Here is a 25,368-nt window from a genome sequence, read left to right on the forward strand (position 1 = left end):
AGGAAAGAGCATGAAACGCTTCGAAAACAAGACTGTCGTCATCACCGGGGGCAGCCGCGGTATCGGCGCCGCCATCGCCAGGCGCTTTGCGCGCGAAGGCGCCAATCTCGTCGTTTCGGCAAATGAGGATCTGGTCCATGGCGTTGCCGAAGGGATCAGATCCGAAGGCGGCAAGGCGATCTCCTTCATCGGTGACGTTACCGGCAAGGCGAGCGTCATCGCGCTCTACGATGCCGCCGAAAAGGAATTCGGCACCGTCGACGTCTCTATCCAGAACGCAGGCGTCATCACTATCGCCCGCGTCGAGGATCTGACCGAAAACGAGTGGGACAAGGTCATGGCCGTCAACACCAAGGGCGTTTTCCTCTGCGCCCAGGAGGCCATTGCAAGAATGCGCAAGCACAAGCGCGGAGGCCGGATCATCAACACCGCCTCCGGCCAGGCCCGCGACGGTTTCATCTTCACGCCGCACTACGCCGCCTCGAAAATGGGCGTCGTTGGCATCACCCAGAGCCTCGCCAAGGAAGTCGCGACCGATAACATCACCGTCAACGCCTTCTGCCCCGGCATCATCGAGACCGACATGTGGGCCTACAACGACCTGGCCTGGGGCAAGCTGCTCGGCAATTACGGCCCGGGCGAGCTGATGAAGGAATGGGTCGAGGGCATCCCGATGAAACGCGCCGGCTCCGGCGAGGACGTCGCCGGCCTGGTGACCTTCCTCGCCAGCGACGACGCCGCTTACATCACCGGCCAAACGATCAATGTGGATGGCGGGTTGATTATGTCCTAGGCGGGCTGGGAAGGCATTGAAGCTGGAACCTGAAGCAGCCATATACCTTTCGCTTGCCGCCGACGCTCCTCGCTCCCTCATCTGCCCTGACGGGCATCTTCTCTCCGCTGTGGAGAAGAGGGAGCAAGGCGCCGCCACGAGTCCCTTCTCCCCTCGGGGAGAAGATGCCGGCAGGCAGATGAGGGGGCCACACGGCACGCCCTTCATTGCCTGACTTCGCTGAGCACCAGCGAAGACAAAATGAACGCCCCTCACCCAATTACGTCCGGCTGATCGACACCCCACCATCCGCCAACATCGCCGTCCCCGTCACGAAGCTAGACAGGTCGGACGCCAGGAAGAGCGCCGCATTGGCGATCTCTTCTGGCAGCGCCATGCGTTTCAACGCATGAAGCCCATTGACGAAGGCGAGCAGTTCCGCGGTGGCATCGGGCGCGTTAGTGATGCTGGCAGGCGTATCGGTCCCACCAGGCAGCAGCGCGTTGACGCGGATTTTGCGGGACGCGAGTTCAACGGCCAGCACCTGCACGAGACCGATTAGGCCGGCCTTGCTCGCCGCATAGGCGCCCATGCCGGGCATGCCGGCATTGTAGCCGACGAAGGTGGAGGTGAAGATCAGCGAACCGCCGCCCTCTCCCATCGCCGCCGACTGGTGCTTGGCGCCGAGGAAGGCGGCCGTCAGATTGGTCTCGATCGTCTCGCGCCAGCCCTCCAGTGACACTCCTCCGACCGGCCCCATCTCGCCGAGTCCACCGGCATTGTTGAAGGCGATATCGAGCTTGCCGAACCGCGAAACCGCTGTTTCGGCCAGCCTTGCTTGCAGCGCCTCGTCCCTGACGTCGCCGGCAATGGCGACAGCCTCCCCGCCCTCTGCCTCGATCTCGGCGACGACGGCATCGAGTGCCTCCTGCCGCCGGCCGTTGATTACCAGTCTCGCGCCTTGGCGTGCAAAGACCTTCGCGGCCGCACGGCCGATGCCCGAGCTTGCGCCGGTGATGATCGCGGTTTTGTCGTTCAGAAGTGTCATGTCCGTTTCTCCTCAGTTGTCGAGGCATCCCAGATCTCAGACATCAGTCGATACAGCCACCCGTTTCCCGCGCGCAAAGGCAAAACTCGCCGAATGCGATGGTCTTGATCGGCGATCAGTTTCGCAACCGGGTTGGGAAGGAAATCATAATGGCCACATCGGATTCGCGAGCTAGATCGGCATTTGACGCAAGTTCCAAATAGTCGCCTGCCGTAACGTCAGCGTCATTGTGCGCTGCATCATCGATTTATCCCGGGTGTGACATTCATCCGATTCCCTTCATGTATCTTCCCGACTAAGAAGGACCGCACAGGTAAAGGGAATCTCTTCATGTCGCGGTCACGCAATACCGAGGGCGCCATCTATATGAGCATGGCGATGGCCGGCTTTTCCGCGAGCGACGCACTCTCCAAATCGGTGATCGCCCATATGAATGCGGGCGAGATCATGTTCCTGCGCGGCCTTTTCACAAGCCTGCTCGTCTACCTGATCGCCAGGAAAATGGGCGCGCTGCGCTCCTGGCGCGTCGTGCTGAAGCCGATGATCATTCTCCGCATCATCTGCGAGATGCTCTCTGCCGTCACCTATATCACCGCGCTCGGCATGATGCCGATCGCCAATGCCTCAGCGATCCTGCAGTCACTGCCGCTGGTCGTCACCTTCGGCGCCGCGCTCTTCTTCAAGGAGCCTGTCGGCTGGCGGCGCTGGTCGGCGATCATCGTCGGCCTCGTCGGCGTGATGATCATTATCCGCCCCGGCCCCGAAGGGTTCACCGCCGCCGCCCTCCTCTGCGTCGGTGCGGTCATGACGACGGCCGGCCGCGATCTTGCCACCCGGTCGATCGATCCGCAGATTCCATCGCTGATGATCACCGTCATCACGGCGACTTCAATTTCCTTCTTCGGCGCGTTGCTCATCCCGGTGCTCGGCGCTTGGCAGCCGGTCAGCCTGACCTCGCTCGGGCATCTTTTGCTCGCCTCGGTGCTCGTGCTCGTGGGATACCAGTCGGTTATCCTTGCCATGCGGACCGGCGAAATCTCCTTCGTGGCGCCCTTCCGCTATACAAGCCTGATCTTCTCCTCGCTGCTCGGCTTCTTCTTTTTTGCGGAAGTGCCGGACAGCTGGACGCTCGCCGGTGCTGCAATCGTCATCGCTTCCGGCCTCTATACGTTCTATCGTGAGGCCAAGCGCCACGTTTCGCCGGTCGCGCAGGAGTCCGAACCGCGCGTGCCGGTGTGAAGAATTCCGAGGCAGGATGATGGCTGAGTTCTCGTTGGACAGATCCGCTATAGCAGGCGTCGTGCTGGCCGGCGGCCGCTCGCAGCGAATGGGCCGCGACAAGGCGGAGCTGATGCTCGGAACCGAGAGCCTGCTTCGCCATGTGCTGCTCCGTCTCTCGCAGCAGGTCATCTCAGTTGCTGTCAACGCTGACGCAGTCGCCGAGGACGTGGCCGCGGTTCCCGACCGCATTCCTGGCAAGGCCGGGCCGATGGCCGGCATCCACGCGGCCATGGTCTACGGCGCTGGCCTTCCGGCGATTTCCTATGTCGTAACCGTCTCTGTGGATTGCCCGTTCTTTCCCATCGATCTCGTCGCCCGTCTGGCCGCAGCCCTGGAGCGCCCGTCGCAGATCGCCATTGCCGCCTCCGAGGGCCGCAGCCATCCGGTCTTCGGTCTCTGGCCGGTGACACTGGCCGCCGATCTGGAAGCCTGGATCGCTTCCGACGAGAAACGCCGCGTGCGTGACTTCCTGTTGCGGCATGACGTTACGGAAGTGGCGTTTCCGCTGCATCCGACCCGCGCCAGCCTGCTCGACCCTTTCTTCAACATCAACACGCCTGACGATCTCATCGAGGCGCAACGCTGGCTGGAGGCCCTGCGCACATGACCGCACCGAAAATCTTCGGCATCGCCGGCTGGAAGAACTCGGGCAAAACCGGGCTTGCCGTCCGGCTGGTGACGGAATTCACCAACCGCGGCTACCGGATCTCGACGATCAAGCACGCCCATCACGATTTCGATATCGACAAGGTCGGGGCCGACAGCTATCGCCACCGCCAGGCCGGCGCCCATGAGGTCACCATAGTCTCCGGCACTCGTTATGCCATCATGCATGAGCTCCGCGGCGCCCCCGAACCCGCGTTCGAGGAAATCCTCGCGCGGCTTGCCCCTTGCGATCTCGTTCTGATCGAAGGCTATAAGCGCGAGCCGATCCCGAAGATCGAGGCGCGACGCCTGGAGGCCGCCAATCGCGAGCCGCTGGCGCCGACCGATCCTCATATCTGCGCGATCGCCGCCGATCACACCGTACCAGATACGTCCCTGCCGGTCTTCGATCTAGACAACACAGGCGCCATCGCCGATTTCATCGCGGCTGTCGTCGGCCTTGGACAGGTTAGCGCCTGAAGCACCTGCATTGCGGCCAGGTCTCAAAATCGGAGGCGCCGCGCTTGCCATTGCCTTGGTAATTTCCTTGGCGAGTTGAGTCTGATTATAGGGCTTTGCCAATCTCGGAAGATCAATGTCCGTGCCGGCGGGAAGATCGGCGTAACCTGTCGCCAGAACGATCGGCAGGTGCGGGTACAGGCCCCGCGCCGACTGGGCGAGCTGCGCGCCCGTCATGCCGGGCATCGAATAATCGGTGATCATCAGGTCGAAATGCTCACCGCTCCTGATGAGCTCGAGCGCCTCGGAGCCGGAATTTGCTTCGACGACCTCGTGGCCGAGATCTTCCAGCATGTCGACCGAACTCATCGCGATCAGCGCATCGTCATCAACCAAAAGAATCCTCAACCTCGACGCGGCTTGAGGTGCAGGCAATTCATCGACCGGCCGCTCGGGGCGCAGTCCGGTCGCCGGAAGCCACAATTCCGCGGTCGTTCCTACCCCGACGTCACTTTTCAGAACAAGAGCGCCGTTGAGCTGGACGGCAAGCCCGTGGATCATCGACAGGCCCAGACCTGTCCCCTTTCCGAGCTCCTTGGTCGAAAAAAACGGATCGACTGCCTTCTTCAGCGTGTCCGCATCCATACCGATGCCGCTATCGGCGACCGCAAGCACAAGATAGCTGCCCTCGCCGACATCGCGATCATTACCTATCACCTGTTCCTCGCGCAGGGATATGCACAGCGTGCCTCCTTCCGGCATCGCATCACGGGCATTGACCGCAAGATTGAGCAGCGCCAGTTCCAGCTGGTTCGCATCGGCGAGCGCCGGCGGCAACGCAGCCGGCAGCATGGTCTCGATGCTGACCGAGGGGCCGACCGAGCGCCGCAGCAGGTCGTTCATCCCAAAAACCAGCTCGGCGAGATCGACGGGCTTGACCTGCAGATCCTGTTGTCTTGCAAAAGCCAGCAATCGCTGCGTCAGCGCCGCTCCCCGCCGTGCGCCCTGCAGTGCACCCTCGACCAGACGCGTCGCCTTGGCATCTCCGGCGACATGCTTTCCCAGCAGCTCCAGATTTCCAAGAACGACCATCAGCAGGTTGTTGAAATCATGGGCGACGCCGCCCGTGAGTTGGCCGATTGCCTCCATTTTCTGGGATTGGCGAAGCTGCTCCTCGGCGCGTTCACGCTGGGCAACCTCCTCGATCAGGGTCTGATGGGCAGCGTTGACCTCCCTCGTCCGCTCCCTGACGCGTTCTTCGAGATTTTCGTTGAGCCGTCTCAGATTTTCCTCGGCGGTCTTGCGAGCCGTGGTGTCGGAGCAGACGCCGACGAGCTTCTTGGCGGAACCATATCTGTCGGCATAGAGTTGCGCGTGGACCTCTGTCCAATGCAAGGATCCATCCGGCCAAATCGTCCTGTGCTCGATCGAATAGTCCCGCCCGGTGTCGATCGTCTGGCGCAGGCTTGCCTGCACCAGATTCCGGTCCTCGGGATGGATGCTTGCGATCAAATCGTCGTAAGTCACTTCATCGTCTGGATCTCGGCCGAAAATCGCCTTGCATGTCGCCGAGACGGACAAGGCCGTCGAGGACAGTTCCAGCTCCCATGCCCCGAGACGACCAGCGGCGAGCGCCGTCTGCAGCCGCCGCTCTCCCTCGCTGAGGGCCTCGAGCTGCGCGCGCGCTTCGTACTGGCGCTGACGTCCCTTCAGGGCAGTCCGGGCAACGCTGATGAAGGACGTTGCATGGAACGGCCTTTCGAGGAAGGTGACGTTGCCGAGTACCTCGGAAAGCCTGGCGGCACCCGGATTTCGTTCAGGCCCGCCACCCCGCGTGGTCAGCACGATGAACGGCAGGTCCGACCAGCTCGGCTGTGCCGACACCCAGGCGGCGATCGCCTTCAAATCGCTCGAGCGAACCGCTTCTTCCGTCAGAACGCCGAACGCGATGTCATCGCTGAGTGACGAGGCGAACATGGAGAGGTCGGCTGCGGCAATGGATGCTAGTCCGGCCTCTTCGATCAGCGAAATAGCCACCCAGGCGTCACGCCCGGCGGGGGCGTAGATCAGTGCTTTCGGTTTGCCGGAATTAGGAATTGCCGCTATCCCCACCATCGCTCGACAGCAGCGGCGCCGAAGTGCCGATGAATTCAGGCACGCCGCGAAGAACGCCCTGGAACCCGATGAGGGGCTCTCCAAGCGTCAGGCCGGAAGCGTCGATGCGGTACTCCCGGATGGTATCTTCGTGAAAGCCGGTCCGCTTCTTGATCACCGAAACCGCCCGCCGTACCTTTCCCGCAGCCTCGAAGTAGCGCAACAGAATGACGGTATCGGCGAGATATGTAACGTCGACGGGTGCCTTCATGTCACCAACCAATCCATGTTGGGCGACGGTCAGAAAGGTGTTGGCGCCACGCCTGTTCAGATATTGCAGCAGCTCATGCATGTGAAGGATCAGCGAGTTCTCATCCGGCATTGAAGACTGATATCCGTTGATACTGTCGATGATGACTGTTTTTGCTCCCGATTTGTCGACGCAGTCGCGCACCCGGTGGGCGAATTCGCCCGGCGACAGTTCGGCGGCATCGAGCTGTTCGATGTGGATTTGATCCGCATCCCTCATCGCTTCGAGATCGATTCCGAGCGCCTTCAGGCGCGCAAAGAGCAAGCCGAGCTCCTCGTCGAAGATGAAGGCCGCCGCCTTCTCGCCCCGTGCGACCGCCGCCGCCAGGAACTGAAACGAAAACGTGCTTTTGCCTGTGCCGGAAGGACCGAGGATAAGCGTGCTGGAACCTCGTTCAAGGCCGCCCCCAAGAAGAAGGTCCAGCTTCGGGATATTGCAGGAAATCTGATCACGGAGGTACGTCGATCTGTGTTCGGCGGCAACAAGACGGGGAAACACCATGACGCCGCCGGTCTGAATGATGAAATCGTGATAACCGCCCCGGAAGGCTTGTCCGCGATATTTTATGATCCTTAGACGTCGGCGCTCGGAACCGTAACTCGGCGCCAGTTCCTCGAGATGGATGACGCCGTGAACGACACTGTGCACCGTCTTGTCGAGCACGTCGGAGGTGAGATCGTCGAGCAGAAGGACCGTCGCGCCCCGTCGGGCAAAATAATGTTTGAGCGCCAGGATCTGGCGACGGTAGCGAAGCGAGCTTTGTGCAAGCAGCCTTATCTCGGAAAGGCTATCAACAACCACGCGGCGAGGATTGACGCGTTCGAAAGCGGCAAAAATCTCCTTTGTCGTCTCCCCAAGTTCGAGATCCGACGAATAAAGCAGGCTCTGCTGCTGATCGGCATCAAGCAGGCTTTCCGGCGGCACGACCTCGAAGACCTCGATATTGCCGTCGATCAGCATCCCATGCGACGCGGCGCCGGCCCGCAATTCGCTCTCCGTTTCCGAAAGGGTGATGTAGAGTCCGCGCTCACCAAGCCGTGCGCCTTCGATCAGGAACTGCAGGGCAATGGTGGTTTTGCCCGCTCCCGGATTCCCTTCCAGTAGAAACACGTGGCCCGTGGAAAGTCCGCCCGCCAGAATTGTGTCCAAACCGGACACTCCGGTCCGAGCTTTCGTGGCAGGCACAGCAGTATTCATTCATTGTTTCCTTCAGTTTTTATTTGAAGTAGCGGCGACCGATAGAATGTCAAATCGGCCGCGCAGTCCCATTTGCCGCGGCTTCAAAGAGCTATGGAGGTCCGTTTGGGAAGGTCGTCGGCGCTGATCTGCATGCGTGGGCTGTCGGCCGGGAAACAGGCCTCTATCGCCGAAGGCGAAGGGCATCCACGACCAGCGCGAAAGCCGCCGAAGCATGCCGGCGGCTCGGATAGTAGAGATGGTAGCCGGGAAACGGCGGGCACCAGTCTTCTAGCACGCGCGTGAGCCGGCCGCTGGCAACATGCAATTCCACGGCATCCTCCGGCATATAGGCCAGCCCCGCTCCGGCGAGCGCCGCGTTCAGCCGCAGCGCAATATTGTTGAACACCAACTGTCCTTCGACGCGAACCTTCAGCTCGTGTCCGTCCTTCTCGAACTCCCACGCATAGATGCCGCCATAGGTCGGCAGGCGCAGGTTGATGCAGTTGTGGTCCATAAGATCCTGCGGCCTTAGAGGTTTCGGCCTTCTTTCGAAATAGGCGGGAGCGCCGACCACCGCCATGCGCATGTCAGGGCCGATGCGCACCGCGATCATGTCCTTCGCCACCTGTTCCCCCAGCCGCACGCCCGCATCGTAGCGTTCGGCGACGATGTCGGTCAGGCCGTAATCGACGATGATCTCGACATTGATATCGGGATAGTCAGGCAGGAGCTTTTCAAAAGCTGGCCAGAGCACCGTCTCCGCGGCATGCTCGCCGGCATTGATGCGGATGGTGCCTGCCGGCTTCTCGCGGAAAGCGCTGAGAGCTGCGAGTTCGGCCTCGATCTCGTCCATCCGCGGACCGATGGTGGCGAGCAGGCGCTGACCGGCCTCCGTCGGCGAGACGCTGCGCGTCGTGCGCGTCAGCAATCGCAGCCCAAGCCGCTCCTCCAGCCCCCGGATCGTGTGGCTGAGCGCTGATTGCGATACGCCCAGCTTCCCTGCCGCCTTCGTGAAACTCTGTGCGCGGGCAACGGCAAGAAAGACGACGAGATCATCAATGGCTGGGCGCGGCATTTATGAAACTTTCTCATAGGTCCTTGCCGCTGTTACCATCTAATCCGAGCCAAAGCCACGCGCTACCTGTTCTAGAACGCGGACAATCCTGTCCGGACCGCAGACACAGGAAGCACGATCATGGAAATCAAACGAAACGGTTCGCAGCCTTCGGCCAAGGGGCCGAAAGACTGGTTTACCGGCACGGTGCGCATCGACCCGCTGTTTTCCGTCACCGGTCCCGCTCGCGCCGCCGGCGCCAGCGTCACTTTCGAACCCGGCGCCCGCACCGCCTGGCACACCCACCCGCTCGGTCAGACGCTGATCGTCACGGCGGGCTGCGGCCGCGTCCAGCGCGAAGGTGGCCCCGTCGAAGAGATCCGTCCGGGAGACGTCGTCTGGTTTGCGCCGGGCGAACGGCATTGGCACGGCGCGGCGCCGACGACCGCGATGACTCATATCGCCATCCAGGAACAGCTCGACGGCAAGGTCGTCGATTGGCTGGAGCATGTCACCGACACTGAATATCAAGGCTGAAAGGAAACGGCGATGCAGATCCGTCAACTCGGAAAGAGCGGACTTCAGGTCTCGGCCATCGGTCTCGGCTGCATGGGATTGAGCTACGGCTACGGCCCGGCGACCAACCTTCAGGAAGCGATCGTGTTGATCCGGCAGGCTTTCGAAAGCGGCGTGACCTTCTTCGACACGGCCGAGGCCTATGGCCCCTATAAGAACGAAGAGCTGCTGGGAGAGGCTCTGGCGCCATTCCGCAACGAAGTGGTCGTCGCCACGAAATTCGGCTTCGACTTCGATGCCAATGGCGGCCAGAGCGGCATGAACAGCAGGCCGGAGCACATCCGAGCGGTTGCCGACCAGGCGCTGAAACGCCTGAAAACCGACGCCATCGACCTGTTCTACCAGCATCGCGTCGATCCAGACGTGCCGATCGAGGACGTCGCCGGCACCGTTAAAGCGCTCATCACGGAAGGCAAGGTCCGGCATTTCGGCCTCTCTGAAGCAGGCGTCCAGACGATCCGCCGCGCCCATGCCGTTCAGCCGGTGGCTGCGCTGCAAAGCGAATATTCGCTCTGGTGGCGCGACCCTGAACAGGACATCCTGCCGGCGCTCGAAGAACTCGGCATCGGCTTGGTTCCGTTCAGCCCGCTCGGCAAGGGATTCCTCACCGGCGCGATCAGCGAGACGACCACCTTCGACAGCAAGGATTTCCGCAATATCGTGCCGCGCTTTTCGCAGGAGGCGCGAAAGGCCAACCAGGCCCTCGTCGATCTGCTCGCGGATATCGCCGCGCGGAAAAAGGCCACCTCCGCTCAGGTAGCACTCGCATGGCTGCTGGCGCAGAAGCCCTGGATCGTGCCGATCCCCGGCACCACCAAGTCGCATCGCCTCCAGGAGAACATCGGGGCCGTGCAAGTGGAATTGACGTCCGAGGATCTCGCCAGCATCGAAAGCGCCCTCGCCACGATCAAGGTCGAAGGCGATCGTTATCCCCCGCATCTGCAGGCAAGGGTCGATCGTTGATTTGAGAAGCAGCCGCTCCCTGCGGCCGCTTTCATGATTCGCATCATTTCCTCGGCGCCGGCGCATTCTCCTGGAATGCCGGTATTGTCTCAAGCTTTGCGACGATTTCCGCGATATTGGGCCATTGGACGAGATCGAAGCCCTGGCGACGAGCGCTGATTGCCTGCGGGAAGAGGAAGATATCGGCAATACCAGGCCGATCCCCGACGGCAAAGGCGCCCTTCCTGCGGCCGGCGATCATCCTCTCGACGGCGCCCATCCCCTCGCCGATCCAGTGACGGTTCCAGGCGGCAATGGTATCAGCATCCGCCTGGAAGGCCGTCTTGAGATGCAGGCCGATCCGCGGCGGTAGCAGCGCATGGATCTCGGCTGCGATCGCAAGTGCGATCGCGCGGGCTTGCGCCCTGTCTTCGGCGTTATCAGGCAGGAGCGGCGGCTGAGGCTGAACCTCGTCGAGATATTCGACGATCGCCATCGACTGGGTGATAAGAACACCGCCATCGGTCAGCAAGGCCGGTACCAGCCCCTGCGGGTTGACGCTGCGATATCCGGCCTGCCGGCTCTCGGCCTCTTCGCCGAGGATGGTAACCGGATGCGCTTCGGCCGTCAGTCCCTTCAGGGCGAGCGCGATCCGGACCCTCGATGTCGCCGATGAAATCTCGTTTTGATAGAGCCTCATACTCTTTCTCCTTATTGGCCCGGGGACGTCGCGGCCACGAGGCCCGCGAGCGGCGACGGCTCCTGCGAGCTTACGTCGTAGATGCAGGGCGCCGCAAAAACCGCCGCTCCCAGAATGCAGATGATCATCAATCTCATCAAACCCTCCATCGGCGAGGCCGACGGCCTCGCCCTTGTTGTCTTACTTGCCGGCAGCCTTCGGCGAGCCGTTACAACCAGTCAGGCGGCGATCAAATCGACATCGATATTGCCACGTGTCGCCTTCGAGTAGGGGCAGGTCTGATGGGCTTCCTCGATCAACGCCTTCGCGACATCGGTTTCAATGCCGGGCATGCTGACCTTCAGCCGGGCCTGCAGGAAATAGCCGCCATTGCCCGTGCCGAGATCGACCTCCGCGTCGACGGCAAGGTCTGCCGGCAGCTTGACGTTCCGATTGGCGGCGGCAAAGCCGATCGCGCCGATGAAGCAGGCCGACCAGCCGGCGGCAAAAAGCTGTTCTGGGTTGGTGCCGGCGCGCTTGCTGCCGGGAGGCGACAGCTTGATGCTCAGTTCACCGTCGTCGCTGTGGGAAGCGCCTTCGCGCCCGCCGGTGGTGTGGGTCTTGCCGGTATAAAGCACCCTGTCGATCTTTGTCATGGAACACTCCTTGTGTTGCGTCGCTTTCAGCGACTGGGCCGCCTTGTGCGGCAGGGTTGACGGAGGGTGGTGTGACCGGCGGATGTATCGCCCATGTTTCTGAAATTTTCGGAAATGTCACAGAATGTAGCGTCGGCTATTCCATACATCTTGCCTTACAAATATCATGCAATTTTCACGCATACGCGGACATCATCTGATGGTGACTTCCGCCGCCAGTCCGCCACCGGAGCGATTGTAGAGCCTCAGAGATCCGCCGATCTTGGCCGTCAGTTGCTGGGCGATTGCCAGCCCGAGACCTGTGCCGCCCGTCTCCCGGTTGCGGGATTGCTCGAGCCGGAAGAAGGGCTGCATCGCGGCTTCGAGCATATCATCCGGAATGCCGGGTCCGCGATCCATAACGCTGATGACGGCGGAATTGTCAGCGCCTCGCTCGACGCTGATCTCGGCGGCGCCGGCAAACTTCAAGGCATTGTCGATGAAATTCGACAGGATACGGCGAAGGGCGTGCGGCCTGGTGAAGGCGGCGCCTTCAACCAGACCGACGACCGTAACGGCCTTTCCAGTGTCCTGATAGTCGTAGGCTATACTGTCGATGAACGAGGCGAGATCGATGCGGGCGTTCTTCTCTCCGCTGCCGTGGGCGCTGCGCGCATAGGCGATGCCGTCCTGGACGAGACGCTGGATCTCGGCGAGATCATGCACCAGCTTGTCCTTCTCAGGTGAATCCTCCGCCATGTCGGCGCGCAGCCGCATGCGGGTGATCGGCGTCTGCAGATCATGCGAGATCGCCGCCAGTATCTGCACCCGTTCCTCGAGATAATCGGCGATCCTCTCCCGCATCGCATTGAACGCTCTTGCCGCATGCGCCACCTCGCTCGGACCGGCCTCGCTCAAAGCCTGACCGTCCTTATCAGGATCGAGCGCATCGGCAGCAGCGGCGAGCTCGCCGAGCGGCCGGATCGCCTGGCGGACCGCAAACCAGGTGCAGAGAATGAGCAGCGCCATCTGGATCGCGAAAACATAAGGCAGCCATGCGGCGATCGGCATCACGCCTCTCGGTGTGACATCGATCGTCAGAGGAGTTCCGTCGCTCAGCGTAAGGTGCGCCTGCAGCCGGCTCACCTCACCCGGAATCCGTTCGACGCGGATTGGAAAGCGATGCCCGGCGGCCGCCTCTATCTTTCCTGCGATCTCCCTCGCCTTGCTGGAGCTGTCGGGCGCACCGGCAAGGCCAGTCCCAAGTTCGAAACGGTAGTTGCCGCGGCTCAGCCAGTCCAGAAGGTCGCCGCGCTCACTTGCCGGAAGCCGATCGAGAACGGCAATCGATGTCGCAACGTCGTTCTCCAGCGTGCCGAGCATCACCGCCTTGGCCGACATGTAGCGCTCCATATAGAGAACGCTGAAGGAGAGCCCATAGGCGAAGGCCAAACCGATCAAAAGAATGAGAAATATCCGCGATCGCAGAGTTCTCGGCCACGTCAGGTTCGCCAGGATGGGAATATCGGCTCTCATCGGCGCGGCTCAGAAATTTCGACCGGCACCGAGAAGACATAACCTTCGCTGCGCACCGTCTTGATATAGGTCGCCTCGCGCGCATCGTCCCCCAGGCGCTGCCGCAGGCGGCTGACAAGAAGATCGATCGAGCGATCGAAGAGTTCGGCGTCGCGGCCCTGCGTCAGGCTCAGAAGCTGGTCGCGGTTGAGCACGCGCTGCGGATGGTCGATGAAGACACGAAGCAGGCGGTATTCGGCACCGCTCAAGGCAATCGCGGTCCCTTCCTTGTCTAGAAGGTGACGTGCGACCGTGTCGAGCCGCCAGTCGCCGAAGGTCAGCAATTGTCCCGCCTCGCTGATCTGCAGGTTGGGCGGCAGCATGCGGGTACGCCGCAGCACCGCCTTGATGCGGGCAAGAAGCTCGCGCGCGGCAAAGGGCTTGGCGAGATAATCGTCGGCGCCCATCTCCAGCCCGAGGATTCTGTCCATCTCGTCCGTACGGGCCGTCAGCATCAGGATTGGTATCGCCTTGTGCCGGCCGGCGCGCAGTTCCCGGCACAACACCAGCCCATCGTCGCTGGGCATCATAACATCGAGCACGATCAGGTCGACGGCGTTGGCTTCCAGGAAACTGCGCATCTGCCGCCCATCCGCGGCAACGCTGGTCCTGAGGCCATTCTTCTGCAGATAGCCCGAGACCAGTTCGCGGATTTCACGATCGTCGTCGACGATCAGGATGTGATCGACATGATCCATATTGCCTATTCCTCACGATTGCGGCCGCGCCCGCCGCCTCGCTCTTATCGAAGTGCCAGATGCGACCTACGCATATTCCGCCCGCGCGAGCAACGAAGCTTTGCCGCCAATCAGAAGCGGTCGACGTCGATGACCGCCTGGGCGAAGGCCTGCGGCGCCTCCTGCGGCAGATTGTGGCCGATGCCGCCACCGATCGTGCGATGTTCGTACCTGCCGGAAAATTTTCCGGCGTAGGCGGAAGGTTCCGGATGCGGCGCACCGTTTGCATCGCCTTCCATGGTGATCGTCGGCACCGAAATCATCGGCAGAGCGGCAAGCTTCTTCTCATAGGAATCGTATTTCGCCTCGCCGTCGACAAGCCCCAGGCGCCAGCGGTAATTGTGGATGACGATCTCGACGTGGTCGGGATTGTCGAAGGCGGCAGCGGATCTGTCGAAGGTCGCATCGTCGAAATTCCACTTCGGCGACGCCGTTTGCCAGATGAGCTTTGCAAAGTCGTGTGTGTTGCTCTGATAGCCCAGGCGGCCGCGTTCGGTGGCGAAGTAGAACTGGTACCACCAGGCAAGTTCCGCCTTCGGCGGCAGCGGCTTCTTGTTGGCCTCCTGGCTGCCGATCAGGTAGCCGCTCACCGATACCATCGCCTTGCAGCGCTCGGGCCACAGCGCGGCCATGATATTGGCGGTCCGTCCGCCCCAGTCGTAACCGGCAATGACAGCCTTTTCGATCTTGAGCGCATCGAGCAGGGCGATCATGTCGGCGGCAAGCGCCGAAGGCTGGCCGTTGCGCGGTGTCTTGTCATCGAGGAAGCGGGTCGTGCCGTAGCCACGCAGATAAGGCACGATCACTCTGTAGCCGGCCGAGGCAAGCAGCGGCGCGACATCGACGAAACTGTAAATATCGTAGGGCCAGCCATGAAGCAGCAGCACGACCGGGCCATCCGCCTTTCCAGCCTCGGCATAGCCGATATCGAGCACATCGGTTCTGACCTGCTTCAGCGCTTCGAACGACGTATTGGTCCCGGCCTTTACGCCAGGCAGCGCTGCGCTAGAAGACTGCGGCTGTTGGGCTGCGGCCGCTCCGGCCACGCCGAATTCGACGGCTGCAAGTGCGATTGCCGTCATGCCGAAGAAACGGCGGCGGTGATGATTGATTTGCTCTGACATCTGTCTCTCCTGTCGAATGGATCACGGCGCTCAGATGACGTTCGGCTTGTATCGCCCATATGTCACAGGCTGCGGATTTTGAATGCGAGTGTAACCTCCGCCTGCCGAGATACATTCTGATACAAAAGCGCCGCCTCGGCAGGGCATCCGGCGGGCTATGGCCGTTTTCACCGCCGCCTGTGCGGAAAGGCAGTTTGTATTCTTTTGTATCGCGGGCACTCCAGCGCGATAGTTCGGTACATTTTCGCATCAAACCAGACACATCGGAGATACCTCCGCCAGGCTATCTCCCAGCCGTTGCTGGTTCAGGCGCATCGCCGTCCAGAGCCCGATCAATCGGTTTCAAAGGAAACGATGATGACACTTCTGATCATTGCCTATCTTGGAGGCGTGCTGACCATCCTCAGCCCCTGCATTCTCCCCATCCTCCCCTTCGTCTTCGCCCGCGCCGGTCAGCCCTTCGTCAAGAGCACACTGCCAATGCTGGCCGGCATGGCCGCCACTTTCGCGCTTGTCGCCACGCTTGCCGCCGTCGGCGGTAGCTGGGCCATTCGCGCCAATGAATATGGCCGCCTCGCCGCGATCGTCCTGCTCGGGCTCTTCGGAGTGAGCCTGCTGTCGCCGCGCTTCGCGAGCACGCTGGCCCGCCCGATCGTCGACCTCGGCAACAATCTTCTGAACGCCAGCGGTGGCGGACGCACTGCGCCGTCGGTCAGGAGCGCGCTCATCCTCGGCGTCGCCACCGGCCTGCTCTGGGCGCCCTGCGCCGGACCAATTCTCGGCCTTGTGCTGACCGGCGCGGCATTGCAGGGCGCCAACCTGCAGACAACCGCCCTCTTGATTGCTTATGCCGCCGGTGCTGCGACGTCGCTTGCCGTCGCCTTGCTGATCGGCGGTAAAATCTTCGCCGCGATGAAGCGCTCGCTCGGCGTTGGCGATCGAATCCGCCAAGCTGTCGGCGCTACCGTGTTGGCGGGCGTGGCGGTGATCGCGCTCGGTCTCGACACCAGCCTCTTGGCGCGCCTTTCCTATGCCAGCACCGCCTCGCTGGAACAGACCCTGCTGGACAGGCTGCATGCCAAGCCCGTCGCCGGCACGCCCTCTGAGGTGGCGAGCAGCGACACAATCATTCCCGCGGCCGATGGAAGCAAGCCTTTCCACAGTGATCTGCCCGTCGAAGCTTACGCGCCTTCGTTCGACGGCGCGGTCGAATGGCTGAACTCGAAGCCTCTGACCAAGGAGCAGCTGCGGGGCAAGGTGGTGCTCGTCGACTTCTGGACCTATTCCTGCATCAACTGCATTCGCACCATTCCTTATGTCAGAGCCTGGGCGGAAAAATATGCGGATCAGGGCCTGGTCGTCATCGGCGTGCACGCGCCGGAATTTGCCTTCGAAAAGAAGATCGACAACGTCGAGAAGGCTGTCGGCGACTTTCAGATCGGCTATCCCGTTGCGATCGACAATGACTACAAAATCTGGCGCGCCTTCGAGAACAGCTACTGGCCTGCCGCCTATCTGATCGATGCCAAAGGTCAGATCCGCTATCACCATTTCGGCGAAGGCAATTACGGCAGGACTGAAAAGGCCATCCAGGACCTGCTGCGCGAAACGGGCAACCAGATGGTGGAAACGGCCCCGGTTGCGCCCGATGCCAAGGGTGTGGAAGCGGGTCCCGACCTAGCCAACATCGGCTCCGCCGAGACCTATCTCGGCTACGCACAGGCCGAAAATTTCGTCTCTCCCGAAGGGCTGCAGGCCGATACGACGCAGAACTACTCGATCGCCAAGCCCGGCATCAATGCATGGGGCCTGTCTGGCGCCTGGACCGTCGGTAAGGATCACGCAACGCTCGACCAGCCGGGGGGCGGCATCGCCTATCGTTTCAGCGCCCGCGATCTGCACCTCGTGCTCGGACCCGGCGCCGACGCCAAACCGGTCCGTTTCCAGGTGAGGCTCGATGGCAAGGCGCCCGGAGCCGATCATGGCTCTGACATCGACGCCGACGGCAATGGCACGGTCACCGCAACGCGGCTTTACCAGCTCGTTCGCGAGTCCGGCGCCGTCACCGCCCGCACCTTCGAAATCCGCTTCCTCGATCCGGGCGTCCAGGCTTACGCCTTCACCTTCGGCTGAACCCTAAGAATTTCAAATCCCGCCCTTCAACATCACCAAAAGGAGTGACCCCATGAATAAGCATCTGATTTTCATCGCAAGCCTTGCATTTGCCACCGCCGGAATCGCCTTTGCTGCCGAGGCTGCGGCGGTCAAGAACATCGTGATCGTCCACGGCGCGCTGGCCGATGGCTCGGGATGGCGAAAAGCGACCGAGATCCTCGAAAAGCGCGGCTTCAACGTCACCGTCGTCCAGGAGCCCCTCACCTCGCTCGACGACGACGTGGCGGCAACGAAGCGGGTTCTCGACCTCCAGACGGGACCGGTCCTGCTCGTCGGCCACAGCTATGGCGGCATGGTAATCACTGAAGCTGGTCACGATCCACATGTCGCTGGCCTCGTCTATGTCGCAGCGTTCCAGCCCGACAAGGGGGAAAGCCTGCTGAGCCTCGCCAGCTCGAGGCCGGCCGGCAGTATGGATATCAAGGAAACGAAGGACGGCAAATATCTCTATCTCGATCCGGGCGCCTTCGCCGCGGCTTTCGCGGCCGATCTGCCGAAGGCCGAGGCCGATTTCCTGGCAAGATCGCAGGTCTTCGCCGCCAAGCAGGCCTTTTCGGCCAAAGTCGGAAGTCCGGCATGGCGGACGAAGCCGAGCTGGTCGGTAGTCGCCACCGAGGATCGCTCCATCAATCCCGAGCTGGAGCGTGACATGGCCAAACGAGCCGGCAGCGACATGACCGAGATCAAGGGCAGCCACGCCGTCTTCGCATCCCAGCCGGAGAAAGTCGCCGACGTGATCGAAAACGCGGCTACGAAAGCCGGCCGATAGAGAAGGTAAGAAGGCCACTTCCCCTTCTCCCGGCGAGAGAAGAGGAGGTCAGCGCCCCTCCCTGACGCCAGGGAGGGGCGGATCAGCTACTGGTTGGCGGCGACCGGACGCACCAGCGGAGTGACGCGACGGATGGTGACGCGGCGGTTTTCCTGTTCGGGGCCTGGCGTGTTGACCTTCAAGTAACGTTCGCCGTAGCCCTGCGTCGCCATGTTTTCCGGCGGAATGCCATAGACGTCGGAGAGCACATTGGCGACCGATTCCGCCCGCTGGTCGGAGAGGACCAGGTTGCTCTGGTCGGAACCGACGGCATCCGTATGGCCCTCGATCAGGAAGGTCTCGCTCGGATCTTTCTTCAGAACCTGGCTGATCGCGTCGGCAACCTTGCGCAATGTGCGCGCCTGGGTCATCGGGACCTCGGCGCTGCCGGTCGCGAAGGTGATCGTATCGAGGTCGATGCGGCGCACCTTGTCGCGAATGCGGGCAGAATACTTCACTTCGTCAAGCGAATAGACACGCTCCACCTGCTCGACGGGCGGCTCGCTGAGGAATTCGTAATAGTCCCGGTCAGGATCGCTGCTGGTGTCGATGATATAGTCGTTAAGCGGGACACGCAGCCGCATCGGCGGCAGATCAGCGCCCGGGTCATCGAAATAGCCGCGATCAGGATCCTCATAGAGATCAGGTGAGTAGTAGAGCACGTATTCGCGCCCGCGGGAATCGACGCGCGACCGCTGGATGATGTCGCCGTAGCGGTTACGGATGGTGACGATCCGATAGCCTTCCGGCCGGGTGATGATCTCGCGATAGCGATTGTCCGGGAGCTCTTCATAGATCGGCCGTTCACCGTCGCGCAGGAACCGCCTGTCGTCGTCGCTACGCACGATCACCTGATTGTTGTACTGGATGATCACCCGGTTATCGTCCGTTTGATCCTCGATGCGCGCTCCCTCGGGACGGGCAAATTGCGGCCGGGTGTCGAGCCTCGTGCCCTTCTCGCTGGTGACCGCCTCGAGCTTGATCGCCGGCGCCGCAGCGGCGGCAGGAGCCTGCGCATCCGCATCCGAGGTCGGCACCTTCACCTCCTGACTTTCGGCCCGCAGCTTGTCGCGGTCACGGCGACCTTCCCGCCCCTTGCTGCGATCGGCATCCTTGTCGCTGTCAAGCACGGCGGCACCGTTCTCGACCGGCAGCACGACGGTCTCGTTGCTCTTGGCCGGATCTGCGGCGATCTTTTTCCGGCGCTCCAGTTCCTCGGGAGAAACCTTTTCCGGTGCCGGAATGGCCTGCTCCACCTGCTGTCCGCCGCTGGCATCCGGCAGCGGCTGGGCCGTGTCGGTGGCGGGCGCAGCCGGCTGTTCGCCAGCGGGCTGTTCGCCGGCGGGCTGTTTGGCGACGGGTTGCTCACCGGCGGGCTGTTTGGCGGCAGGCTTTGCAGCTGTGCCCTCCGTCGGCGCTTCGGCGGGCGCAGCTTCAGGAGCGGCCGCCTTGTCTTCGGCTGGCTTCACCGCCGGGGCTGCAGCCTCGCCCTTCTTCGGCTTCTTGGCTGGCGCTTCGGCAGCGGGTTTTGCTTCCGGCTCAACTGCAGGCTTGGCCTGTTCCTCGGTGGGCGTCACCGCCTCGGGAGCGGCGGTCTCGGTCTTAGCCTTGCTCTTATCTCGGCTCTGGGCCTTGTCCTGACCCTTCTTGCCGCCTTCCGGCTTGACCTCGGGCTGGGCCTGTTCGGTCTCCGGCTGGGCTTGCTTTGCCGCCGGCTGCTGTTCAGGGGCCGGCTGAGCCTCCGGCTCGGCCTGCTCAGTCTGCTGCTTCTTCGGCTTTCTCGGCTTTTCCTGCGTTACCGGCCGCTGTTCTTCCTGTTGCGGCTCGGCCTCCGGCTGGGCTGCCTGCTTGGCTTTCCGCTCCGGCTTGCTCTCGGCCTTCGGCGCGGGCTCCTCCTTCGGCGCTTCGGCCTTCGGCGGCTCCGGCTCCGCCTTGGGTTCGGGCGCAGGCGCCTCCCTGCGCTCGGCCTTCGGCTTCTCGGCAGGCGCCTCCTTCGGCTGCTCGGCGGCCGGCGCCTGTTCGGCCGGGGCTTCCCCCTTCTGCTTGCGCTTCTTCTTCAAGAGTTCCTCTTCGGAGGGCGCGTCCTGCGCCACCTCGAAGCTGCCCTGTTCGATCTGCCGCACGGCCGCAGCCTCGGTCGTAGCGCCGCGCGCGGCCGCCACTGCCGATGCCGGCTGCAGCGCCAATGAGAGAGAAAGCAGCGGGAAAGCTGCGCTTGCAAACAATCTTGATTTCTTGCCCATCGGGTTTCCTCGATCCTGTTTGAGCTTCCTGAAGGCCGACAGGCCTCGGTTCGCCCTAGTTTCGCAATGAGGCGAAACGGCGAATTGGCAAAGTGCCAAACCGCCGATTTGTTCCGTTTCTAGGAATCAGCGGATTAACCTCCGGTGAATGTTGCAGTCTGCTTTCGTTCATCTCACCTGTTATTTGCACCGCACAACTGGTGGGAATTTCTGTTGCATTTCCGTGAAAAAAAGTCTGATTATCGCCGCAAGGCGGTGCCCGTCACCGTTGAACAGCAGCCGTCAGCCCAAGAGAAAAAAGCGCGATGGCTACCAACAGAGAGGATCCTCATGCATATCTCTACCCGTATCTTCGCGGCAGCCTCGATCGCGGCAATGTCGCTCTTTGCCGGTTCGGCCATGGCCGATGGCGAGAAATACGTGATCGGCACCGATTCGACCTATCCGCCCTTCGAATTCGTCGATGCCAGCGGCACCATCCAGGGCTTCGACATCGATATCGCCAAGGCGCTCTGTGCCGAGATGAAAGCGGAATGCTCCTTCGTCAGCACCGATTGGGACGGCATCATCCCGGCTCTGAACGCCAAGAAGTTCGATATGATCGTCTCCTCCATGTCGATCACGCCGGAGCGCCTGAAGCTCGTTGACTTCTCCAACAAGTACTACAACACGCCTCCGGCCATCGCCGTGCCGAAGGATTCGAAGATCACTGACGTTGCCGGCCTCAAGGGCAAGGTGATCGGCGCACAGACTTCCACGACGCATGCCAACTACGCCGAGAAGCACCTCGCCGATACCGAGCTGAAGCTCTATCCCACCGCCGACGAATACAAGCTTGACGTTTCCAGCGGCCGCGTCGATGCCGTCATCGACGACGTCGTCGTTCTCTCCGAATGGGTCAAGTCCGACGCCGGCGCCTGCTGCAAGATCCTGACGACCCTGCCGGTCGACAAGGAAATCAACGGCGAAGGCGCAGGCATCGCCATCCGCAAGGGTGATCCGCTGAAGGAAAAGCTCAACACAGCGATCGCAGCGATCCGCGCCAACGGCGAATACAAGAAGATCCAGGACAAGTACTTCGATTTCGACGTTTACGGCGAATAAGAAATTCAGTATCTGGCCGATCAAGCGAATGGCGGAAGGCTTGCTCTTCCGCCATTTTTGTTTGACAAAGGTGGCAAGATCAAAACGGCAAAAGCCGTGAGGGGAATTCTCGCATGGGCGGATTGTTTTCCGCGCTTGGCTCCTTCTGGAGCTCACTTGTGCACATTTTCGATCCGCTATGCGGACCCGTCGGCATCTTCACCTGGTTGGGTCAGTCGACGATACTTGCCTGTGGCGATACTGGCTGGGGCGACGAGATCGCCCTTGGGCTGCAGGTCACCGTATCGGTGGCGATCGTCACCCTGCCCATCGGCCTCGTCATCGGTTTCCTCGTCGCGCTCGGCCAGCAGTCGGACGAAAAGTCCCTGCGGCTGGCGGCCGGTATCTATACGACGATCTTTCGCGGCCTGCCGGAGCTTCTGACGCTCTTCATCATCTATTACGGCATGCAGATGCTCATCCAGTCTCTCCTGGAGCTTGCCGGCTATGTCGGGCCGCCTGTCGAGATCAATGCTTTCTTCGCCGGCGTCATCGCGCTGTCGGTCGTCTTTTCCGCCTATTGCTCGGAAGTACTGCTCTCGGCCTTTCGCGCCATTCCCAAGGGCCAATATGAGGCCGGAGACGCGCTGGGCCTGCATCGCGGCCGCACTCTGCGCCTCATCGTTCTGCCGCAGCTCATACGCATCGCGCTACCCGGCCTCACAAATCTCTGGATGGTGCTTCTGAAAGACACATCCTACGTCTCGATCATCAGCCTTGCCGACATCCTGCGCCAGACGAATGTCGCCGTGCGGGTGACCAAGGAACCCTTCTTTTTCTATGGCATCGCCTGCTGTCTCTATCTGGTGCTCGCCATCCTCTCCTCCTTCCTGCTCGCCTATGTCGACCGCTGGGCCAAGCGTTCGGAGGTCCGTCGATGAGCTACGCCGAAACATTGATCCCGCCGCAGCCCGCGCCGCGCCAGGTGGCGAAGCCGATGACGGCGGCACGTCTTGCCGGCTGTATCTTCGTCGCATTTTGGGGCCTGCTGGCAGCGCTGCTGATCTTCACCGTCATCAATGGCTGGGATATCGAGAAATTCACCCGCTATGGCCCCCGCTATCTGCACGGCCTCTGGGTGACGCTCAGTCTTGTAGCCATTTCCGTGGTCTGCGGCGCACTCCTGTCGCTGCCGCTTGCTATGGCGCGCTTGTCGAAAAACAAGCTGCTGAACTGGCTTTCCTATGCCTATATTTATTTCTTCCGCGGCACACCGCTGCTTGCCCAGCTCTTCCTGGTCTATTACGGCCTCGGCGTATTCCGCCCCCAGCTGGAAGCCGTCGGCCTCTGGTGGTTCTTCCGAGACGCGTGGTATTGCGGCCTGCTCGCCATGACCATCAATACCGCGGCCTACCAGGCGGAGATTCTGCGCGGCGCAATCGAAAGCGTACCGCACGGGCAGCGCGAAGCAGCGGCTGCCCTCGGAATCCATAGGAGCATCGCCTTCCGCAAGATCATCCTGCCGCAGGCCTTCATCGTGGCGCTTCGCCCCTACGGCAACGAGATCATCCTATTGATCAAAGGCTCGGCCGTGGTGGCCATCATCACAGTACTCGATCTGATGGGCGAAACGCGCTACGCCTTCTCCCGCACCTTCGACTACCAGACCTATCTCTGGGCGGCGATCTTCTATCTCACCATCGTCGAGGCGCTGCGCCATCTCTGGGCCTGGATTGAGCGTCGCCTGACGCGGCATCTGAAACGGTAAGGCATAACGCCGAAAAGTATAATCGTTTCTGGGACAGGAATTGCTCAAACCGGCCTGGCAGCACTCGCTCCGTGATGCTGCCAAGCACTTGAAAATAAAAAAGAATACTTCCTCTGCAACGTATCTGTTAAGCTTGCGTTAACCATTCGCATGCTTCCATTTCATCCAGCGCTAATAAAGCGCGAGTGGGAACGAGAAGAAGCTGAATACGATGCACAAGGACATGGAAAAGCAACTGCAGGGTTACGGTCTGACCACCGCCCAGATCCTCTACCGCTTGCCGGATCACCCTACGATTCTGCAGACTTATGTCTGGCAGGATTATGACCTCGCCCCTGATTTTCCCGAAATGCGGGGTTTTCTGAAGTTCTGGCAGGAAAAGCTCGACGGACCGTTGCATTCGGTGCGCTACGTCCACCGCAAGCTGATCTCGGCCACCGAGTGGCGGGCGCTGAAGGGCGAGTTCATCCTGCACTGATCTGAGCGCGTCAGACATGCGCTTCGCCGTGGCCGAATTCGCCTTCGTCACGGTCCGGGCGCAGCGCGAAGACGAGGATGCCGAGGTAGAAGACGACGACGCCGATGATGACGGCAAGGCCGGGAACCGGCCCGAGCACTGCGTTGTCGATGACATAGGTCCAAGACTGCGCCTGCAGCGCTGGCATGCCCTCGGTCTGTAGCTTCGGCGTCGTGATCTTCAGACACCATGCCAGAAACAGGATGAAGTACATCCAGCCGTAATTACGCTTAAGCCGCCGGTGCATCGCCTCATGATAGCTGAGCAGAAAACGCGGCTTGCGCAGGCTGTTGGCGATGACCGTCGCCCATTCGCCCCGGGCCGCCGCGTCAGGCGCCAGGATCTGCGCGAAATAATTTCGTTCGATTTGCCGGATTCGGGCACGGTAGATATCAAAGAAGCGGTAGCGCCGCGCCTCGATCATCAGAAGCAGCGTCACCAGCATGATACCGAACAACAGCACGCCGTGATGCGAGGTGGGCGTCGACAACGACACCGAAAGCAGCGCCGCCACCACGGTGATCGCCCAGTTGGACGTCCGGTCGATGCGGTCGCGCCAGCTCGTCATCCGCCCGAGCTCACCGCGGTAATAGTGGCTAAGTGTATTGGTGATCTCGCCCGGCGTCGTGGGCAGCAGCAAAGGGCGCTCACCCTCTTCTTCCCTTGCCGGTCGTATCCTGTCTTGCTCCGCTTTCATGGCATTTCCTCCCGTCGTCTTCTTTTCGGTCATTCTGCGCCTGTAGCCGCGCCATTGCAAAACATCGAAAGCCGCCTTAGAGCCATGCCTGAAAACAGAAGGACATGAACCGCGATGGCAAAGAAGATCGACGAAGAAGCCCTTGCCGAGGCCTATAACCGCGCGCTGGCGCTGGAGAAATCCGGTGATGTCGACGCGGCGGTGGCGGCCTATGAGGACGTTTTGGCGATCGATCCCGAGGATCACGGCGGAGCCGCCGTGCGCATCGCCGCGATGGGCCGCGGCGAAATCCCGGTCAAGGCGCCTGACGCCTATGTCGAAACCCTGTTCGATCAGCATGCCGAGGTGTTCGAGGACGTACTCGTGGAGCAACTCGGCTATCACGTGCCGATGCTGGTGCGCCAGCGCCTGCAGGCATTGAAGCTCGGGCCGTTCAAGCGGCTGCTCGATCTCGGCTGCGGCACCGGTCTCACCGGCGGCGCGCTGCGGGACCTGTGCGAGGACATGACCGGCATCGACATATCGGAGAACATGGTCGAGATCGCCCATGAAAAAGATCTTTACGAGACGCTATTCGTCGCTGAGGTCGAGGATTTCCTCGACGACAACGACGAGGAGGCGTTCGACCTCATCACCGCCACAGACGTGCTCCCCTATCTCGGCGCGCTCGAGCCGCTCTTCTTCGGCGCCACCGAAAACCTGACACCGGGCGGCCTGTTCATCTTCTCCTCCGAAACCCTTCCCGAAGAGACGCTTGCCGGCCGCGCCTATATGGTCGGACCGCATCAGCGCTTCGCCCATGCCGATGCCTATGTCAGGGAACGTCTGACGGCGACCGGTTTCGAACTCGTCGAGGTATCGGAGATCAACGTCCGCATGGAAGACGGTCAGCCGACACCGGGCCACCTGGTGATCGCTCGATACATCGGCTGAGAGAATAGTTGCATGACCAGCGAAGTATCTATTG

24 protein-coding genes are annotated in these 25,368 nt (G+C 61.6%); 13 read left to right on the forward strand and 11 right to left on the reverse strand.

Annotation, left to right across the window (positions count from 1 at the left end; translation table 11 throughout):
• Positions 1–10: 10 nt before the first annotated feature.
• The gene (locus tag ACQ7C1_RS16470; protein ID WP_430959042.1) at positions 11–793 is read left to right on the forward strand and encodes a glucose 1-dehydrogenase; all 783 of its coding nucleotides are present in this window, start codon (positions 11–13) and stop codon (positions 791–793) included.
• Positions 794–1,052: 259 nt separating this feature from the next.
• Here ACQ7C1_RS16470 and ACQ7C1_RS16475 read toward each other — a convergent pair whose 3' ends face one another.
• On the reverse strand, positions 1,053–1,820 hold the full coding sequence (locus tag ACQ7C1_RS16475) for an SDR family oxidoreductase (RefSeq protein ID WP_430959043.1): 768 nt from the start codon (positions 1,818–1,820) through the stop codon (positions 1,053–1,055).
• A 330-nt stretch (positions 1,821–2,150) separates the two neighbouring features.
• Between ACQ7C1_RS16475 and ACQ7C1_RS16480 the strand changes: the two genes are divergently transcribed.
• The 3 genes from ACQ7C1_RS16480 to mobB are packed head-to-tail and all read left to right on the forward strand — an operon-like array spanning position 2,151 to position 4,226.
• Positions 2,151–3,059 (forward strand): DMT family transporter, encoded by a 909-nt coding sequence (locus tag ACQ7C1_RS16480; RefSeq protein WP_430959044.1) that lies wholly within the window; start codon positions 2,151–2,153, stop codon positions 3,057–3,059.
• 19 nt (positions 3,060–3,078) lie between these two features.
• On the forward strand, positions 3,079–3,708 hold the full coding sequence (gene mobA, locus ACQ7C1_RS16485; RefSeq protein WP_430959160.1) for a molybdenum cofactor guanylyltransferase MobA: 630 nt from the start codon (positions 3,079–3,081) through the stop codon (positions 3,706–3,708).
• Entirely contained in the window at positions 3,705–4,226 is a 522-nt protein-coding gene (gene mobB / locus ACQ7C1_RS16490) for a molybdopterin-guanine dinucleotide biosynthesis protein B (RefSeq protein WP_430959045.1), read from the forward strand. The genes mobA and mobB overlap by 4 nt, the downstream gene beginning before the upstream one ends.
• Here mobB and ACQ7C1_RS16495 read toward each other — a convergent pair.
• The 3 genes from ACQ7C1_RS16495 to ACQ7C1_RS16505 form a co-directional block, all read right to left on the reverse strand.
• Complete coding sequence (locus tag ACQ7C1_RS16495) at positions 4,158–6,320, reverse strand: ATP-binding protein (protein WP_430959046.1); 2,163 nt, start codon at positions 6,318–6,320, stop codon at positions 4,158–4,160. The genes mobB and ACQ7C1_RS16495 overlap by 69 nt on opposite strands.
• Positions 6,295–7,806 carry an ATPase domain-containing protein gene (locus tag ACQ7C1_RS16500; RefSeq protein WP_430959047.1) on the reverse strand — a complete coding sequence of 504 codons (1,512 nt, stop codon included), beginning with the start codon at positions 7,804–7,806 and terminating at the stop codon, positions 6,295–6,297. Before ACQ7C1_RS16500 ends, ACQ7C1_RS16495 begins: the two co-directional genes overlap by 26 nt.
• Before the next feature lie 163 nt (positions 7,807–7,969).
• Positions 7,970–8,863 (reverse strand): LysR family transcriptional regulator, encoded by an 894-nt coding sequence (locus tag ACQ7C1_RS16505; protein WP_430959048.1) that lies wholly within the window; start codon positions 8,861–8,863, stop codon positions 7,970–7,972.
• 120 nt (positions 8,864–8,983) lie between these two features.
• On the opposite strand from ACQ7C1_RS16505, the gene ACQ7C1_RS16510 reads away from it, so the two are divergent.
• Both ACQ7C1_RS16510 and ACQ7C1_RS16515 read left to right on the forward strand, forming a co-directional pair.
• Positions 8,984–9,379, forward strand: a complete 396-nt coding sequence (locus tag ACQ7C1_RS16510) for a (R)-mandelonitrile lyase (RefSeq protein WP_430959049.1) — start codon at positions 8,984–8,986, stop codon at positions 9,377–9,379.
• 12 nt (positions 9,380–9,391) lie between these two features.
• Entirely contained in the window at positions 9,392–10,381 is a 990-nt protein-coding gene (locus ACQ7C1_RS16515) for an aldo/keto reductase (RefSeq protein ID WP_430959050.1), read from the forward strand.
• A gap of 43 nt (positions 10,382–10,424) precedes the next feature.
• On the opposite strand, the gene maiA is transcribed toward ACQ7C1_RS16515, so the two are convergent.
• From maiA to ACQ7C1_RS16540, 5 genes are all read right to left on the reverse strand, one after another.
• Complete coding sequence (maiA, locus tag ACQ7C1_RS16520; protein ID WP_183706548.1) at positions 10,425–11,060, reverse strand: maleylacetoacetate isomerase; 636 nt, start codon at positions 11,058–11,060, stop codon at positions 10,425–10,427.
• 218 nt (positions 11,061–11,278) lie between these two features.
• Positions 11,279–11,695, reverse strand: a complete 417-nt coding sequence (locus tag ACQ7C1_RS16525; protein ID WP_183706546.1) for an organic hydroperoxide resistance protein — start codon at positions 11,693–11,695, stop codon at positions 11,279–11,281.
• A gap of 192 nt (positions 11,696–11,887) precedes the next feature.
• Complete coding sequence (locus ACQ7C1_RS16530) at positions 11,888–13,210, reverse strand: ATP-binding protein (RefSeq protein WP_430959051.1); 1,323 nt, start codon at positions 13,208–13,210, stop codon at positions 11,888–11,890.
• The gene (locus tag ACQ7C1_RS16535) at positions 13,207–13,947 is read right to left on the reverse strand and encodes a response regulator (RefSeq protein ID WP_430959052.1); all 741 of its coding nucleotides are present in this window, start codon (positions 13,945–13,947) and stop codon (positions 13,207–13,209) included. Before ACQ7C1_RS16535 ends, ACQ7C1_RS16530 begins: the two co-directional genes overlap by 4 nt.
• Positions 13,948–14,057: 110 nt before the next feature.
• Positions 14,058–15,110: an alpha/beta fold hydrolase gene (locus tag ACQ7C1_RS16540; RefSeq protein ID WP_430959053.1), complete on the reverse strand. Its 1,053-nt coding sequence runs from the start codon at positions 15,108–15,110 to the stop codon at positions 14,058–14,060.
• Between the two features lie 357 nt (positions 15,111–15,467).
• Between ACQ7C1_RS16540 and ACQ7C1_RS16545 the strand changes: the two genes are divergently transcribed.
• Together ACQ7C1_RS16545 and ACQ7C1_RS16550 are read left to right on the forward strand one after the other, a co-directional pair.
• A complete protein-coding gene (locus tag ACQ7C1_RS16545) occupies positions 15,468–17,243 on the forward strand; it encodes a cytochrome c biogenesis protein DipZ (RefSeq protein WP_430959161.1) in 1,776 nt (591 codons plus the stop codon).
• A 52-nt stretch (positions 17,244–17,295) separates the two neighbouring features.
• The gene (locus tag ACQ7C1_RS16550; RefSeq protein WP_430959054.1) at positions 17,296–18,054 is read left to right on the forward strand and encodes an alpha/beta hydrolase; all 759 of its coding nucleotides are present in this window, start codon (positions 17,296–17,298) and stop codon (positions 18,052–18,054) included.
• 86 nt (positions 18,055–18,140) lie between these two features.
• On the opposite strand, the gene ACQ7C1_RS16555 is transcribed toward ACQ7C1_RS16550, so the two are convergent.
• A complete protein-coding gene (locus ACQ7C1_RS16555) occupies positions 18,141–20,336 on the reverse strand; it encodes an OmpA family protein (RefSeq protein ID WP_430959055.1) in 2,196 nt (731 codons plus the stop codon).
• A 330-nt stretch (positions 20,337–20,666) separates the two neighbouring features.
• On the opposite strand from ACQ7C1_RS16555, the gene ACQ7C1_RS16560 reads away from it, so the two are divergent.
• From ACQ7C1_RS16560 to ACQ7C1_RS16575, 4 genes are all read left to right on the forward strand, one after another.
• Positions 20,667–21,440 (forward strand): transporter substrate-binding domain-containing protein, encoded by a 774-nt coding sequence (locus tag ACQ7C1_RS16560; RefSeq protein WP_085778417.1) that lies wholly within the window; start codon positions 20,667–20,669, stop codon positions 21,438–21,440.
• A 113-nt stretch (positions 21,441–21,553) separates the two neighbouring features.
• Positions 21,554–22,360 carry an ABC transporter permease gene (locus tag ACQ7C1_RS16565; RefSeq protein WP_183706531.1) on the forward strand — a complete coding sequence of 269 codons (807 nt, stop codon included), beginning with the start codon at positions 21,554–21,556 and terminating at the stop codon, positions 22,358–22,360.
• Positions 22,357–23,187, forward strand: coding sequence for an ABC transporter permease (locus ACQ7C1_RS16570; protein ID WP_430959056.1), 831 nt, complete (start codon positions 22,357–22,359; stop codon positions 23,185–23,187). Before ACQ7C1_RS16565 ends, ACQ7C1_RS16570 begins: the two co-directional genes overlap by 4 nt.
• Before the next feature lie 211 nt (positions 23,188–23,398).
• The gene (locus ACQ7C1_RS16575; protein ID WP_085778420.1) at positions 23,399–23,665 is read left to right on the forward strand and encodes an usg protein; all 267 of its coding nucleotides are present in this window, start codon (positions 23,399–23,401) and stop codon (positions 23,663–23,665) included.
• Between the two features lie 10 nt (positions 23,666–23,675).
• Here the strand turns inward: ACQ7C1_RS16575 and ACQ7C1_RS16580 are convergent, their stop codons facing one another.
• Positions 23,676–24,401, reverse strand: coding sequence for a DUF2270 domain-containing protein (locus tag ACQ7C1_RS16580; protein ID WP_430959057.1), 726 nt, complete (start codon positions 24,399–24,401; stop codon positions 23,676–23,678).
• 114 nt (positions 24,402–24,515) lie between these two features.
• Here ACQ7C1_RS16580 and ACQ7C1_RS16585 point away from each other — a divergent pair, with 114 nt between their 5' ends.
• On the forward strand, positions 24,516–25,334 hold the full coding sequence (locus tag ACQ7C1_RS16585; RefSeq protein ID WP_430959058.1) for a methyltransferase: 819 nt from the start codon (positions 24,516–24,518) through the stop codon (positions 25,332–25,334).
• Positions 25,335–25,368: the final 34 nt, after the last annotated feature.

The sequence above is a fragment of the Rhizobium sp. Nf11,1 genome (genome assembly GCF_050587665.1).
Classification (GTDB): domain Bacteria; phylum Pseudomonadota; class Alphaproteobacteria; order Rhizobiales; family Rhizobiaceae; genus Rhizobium.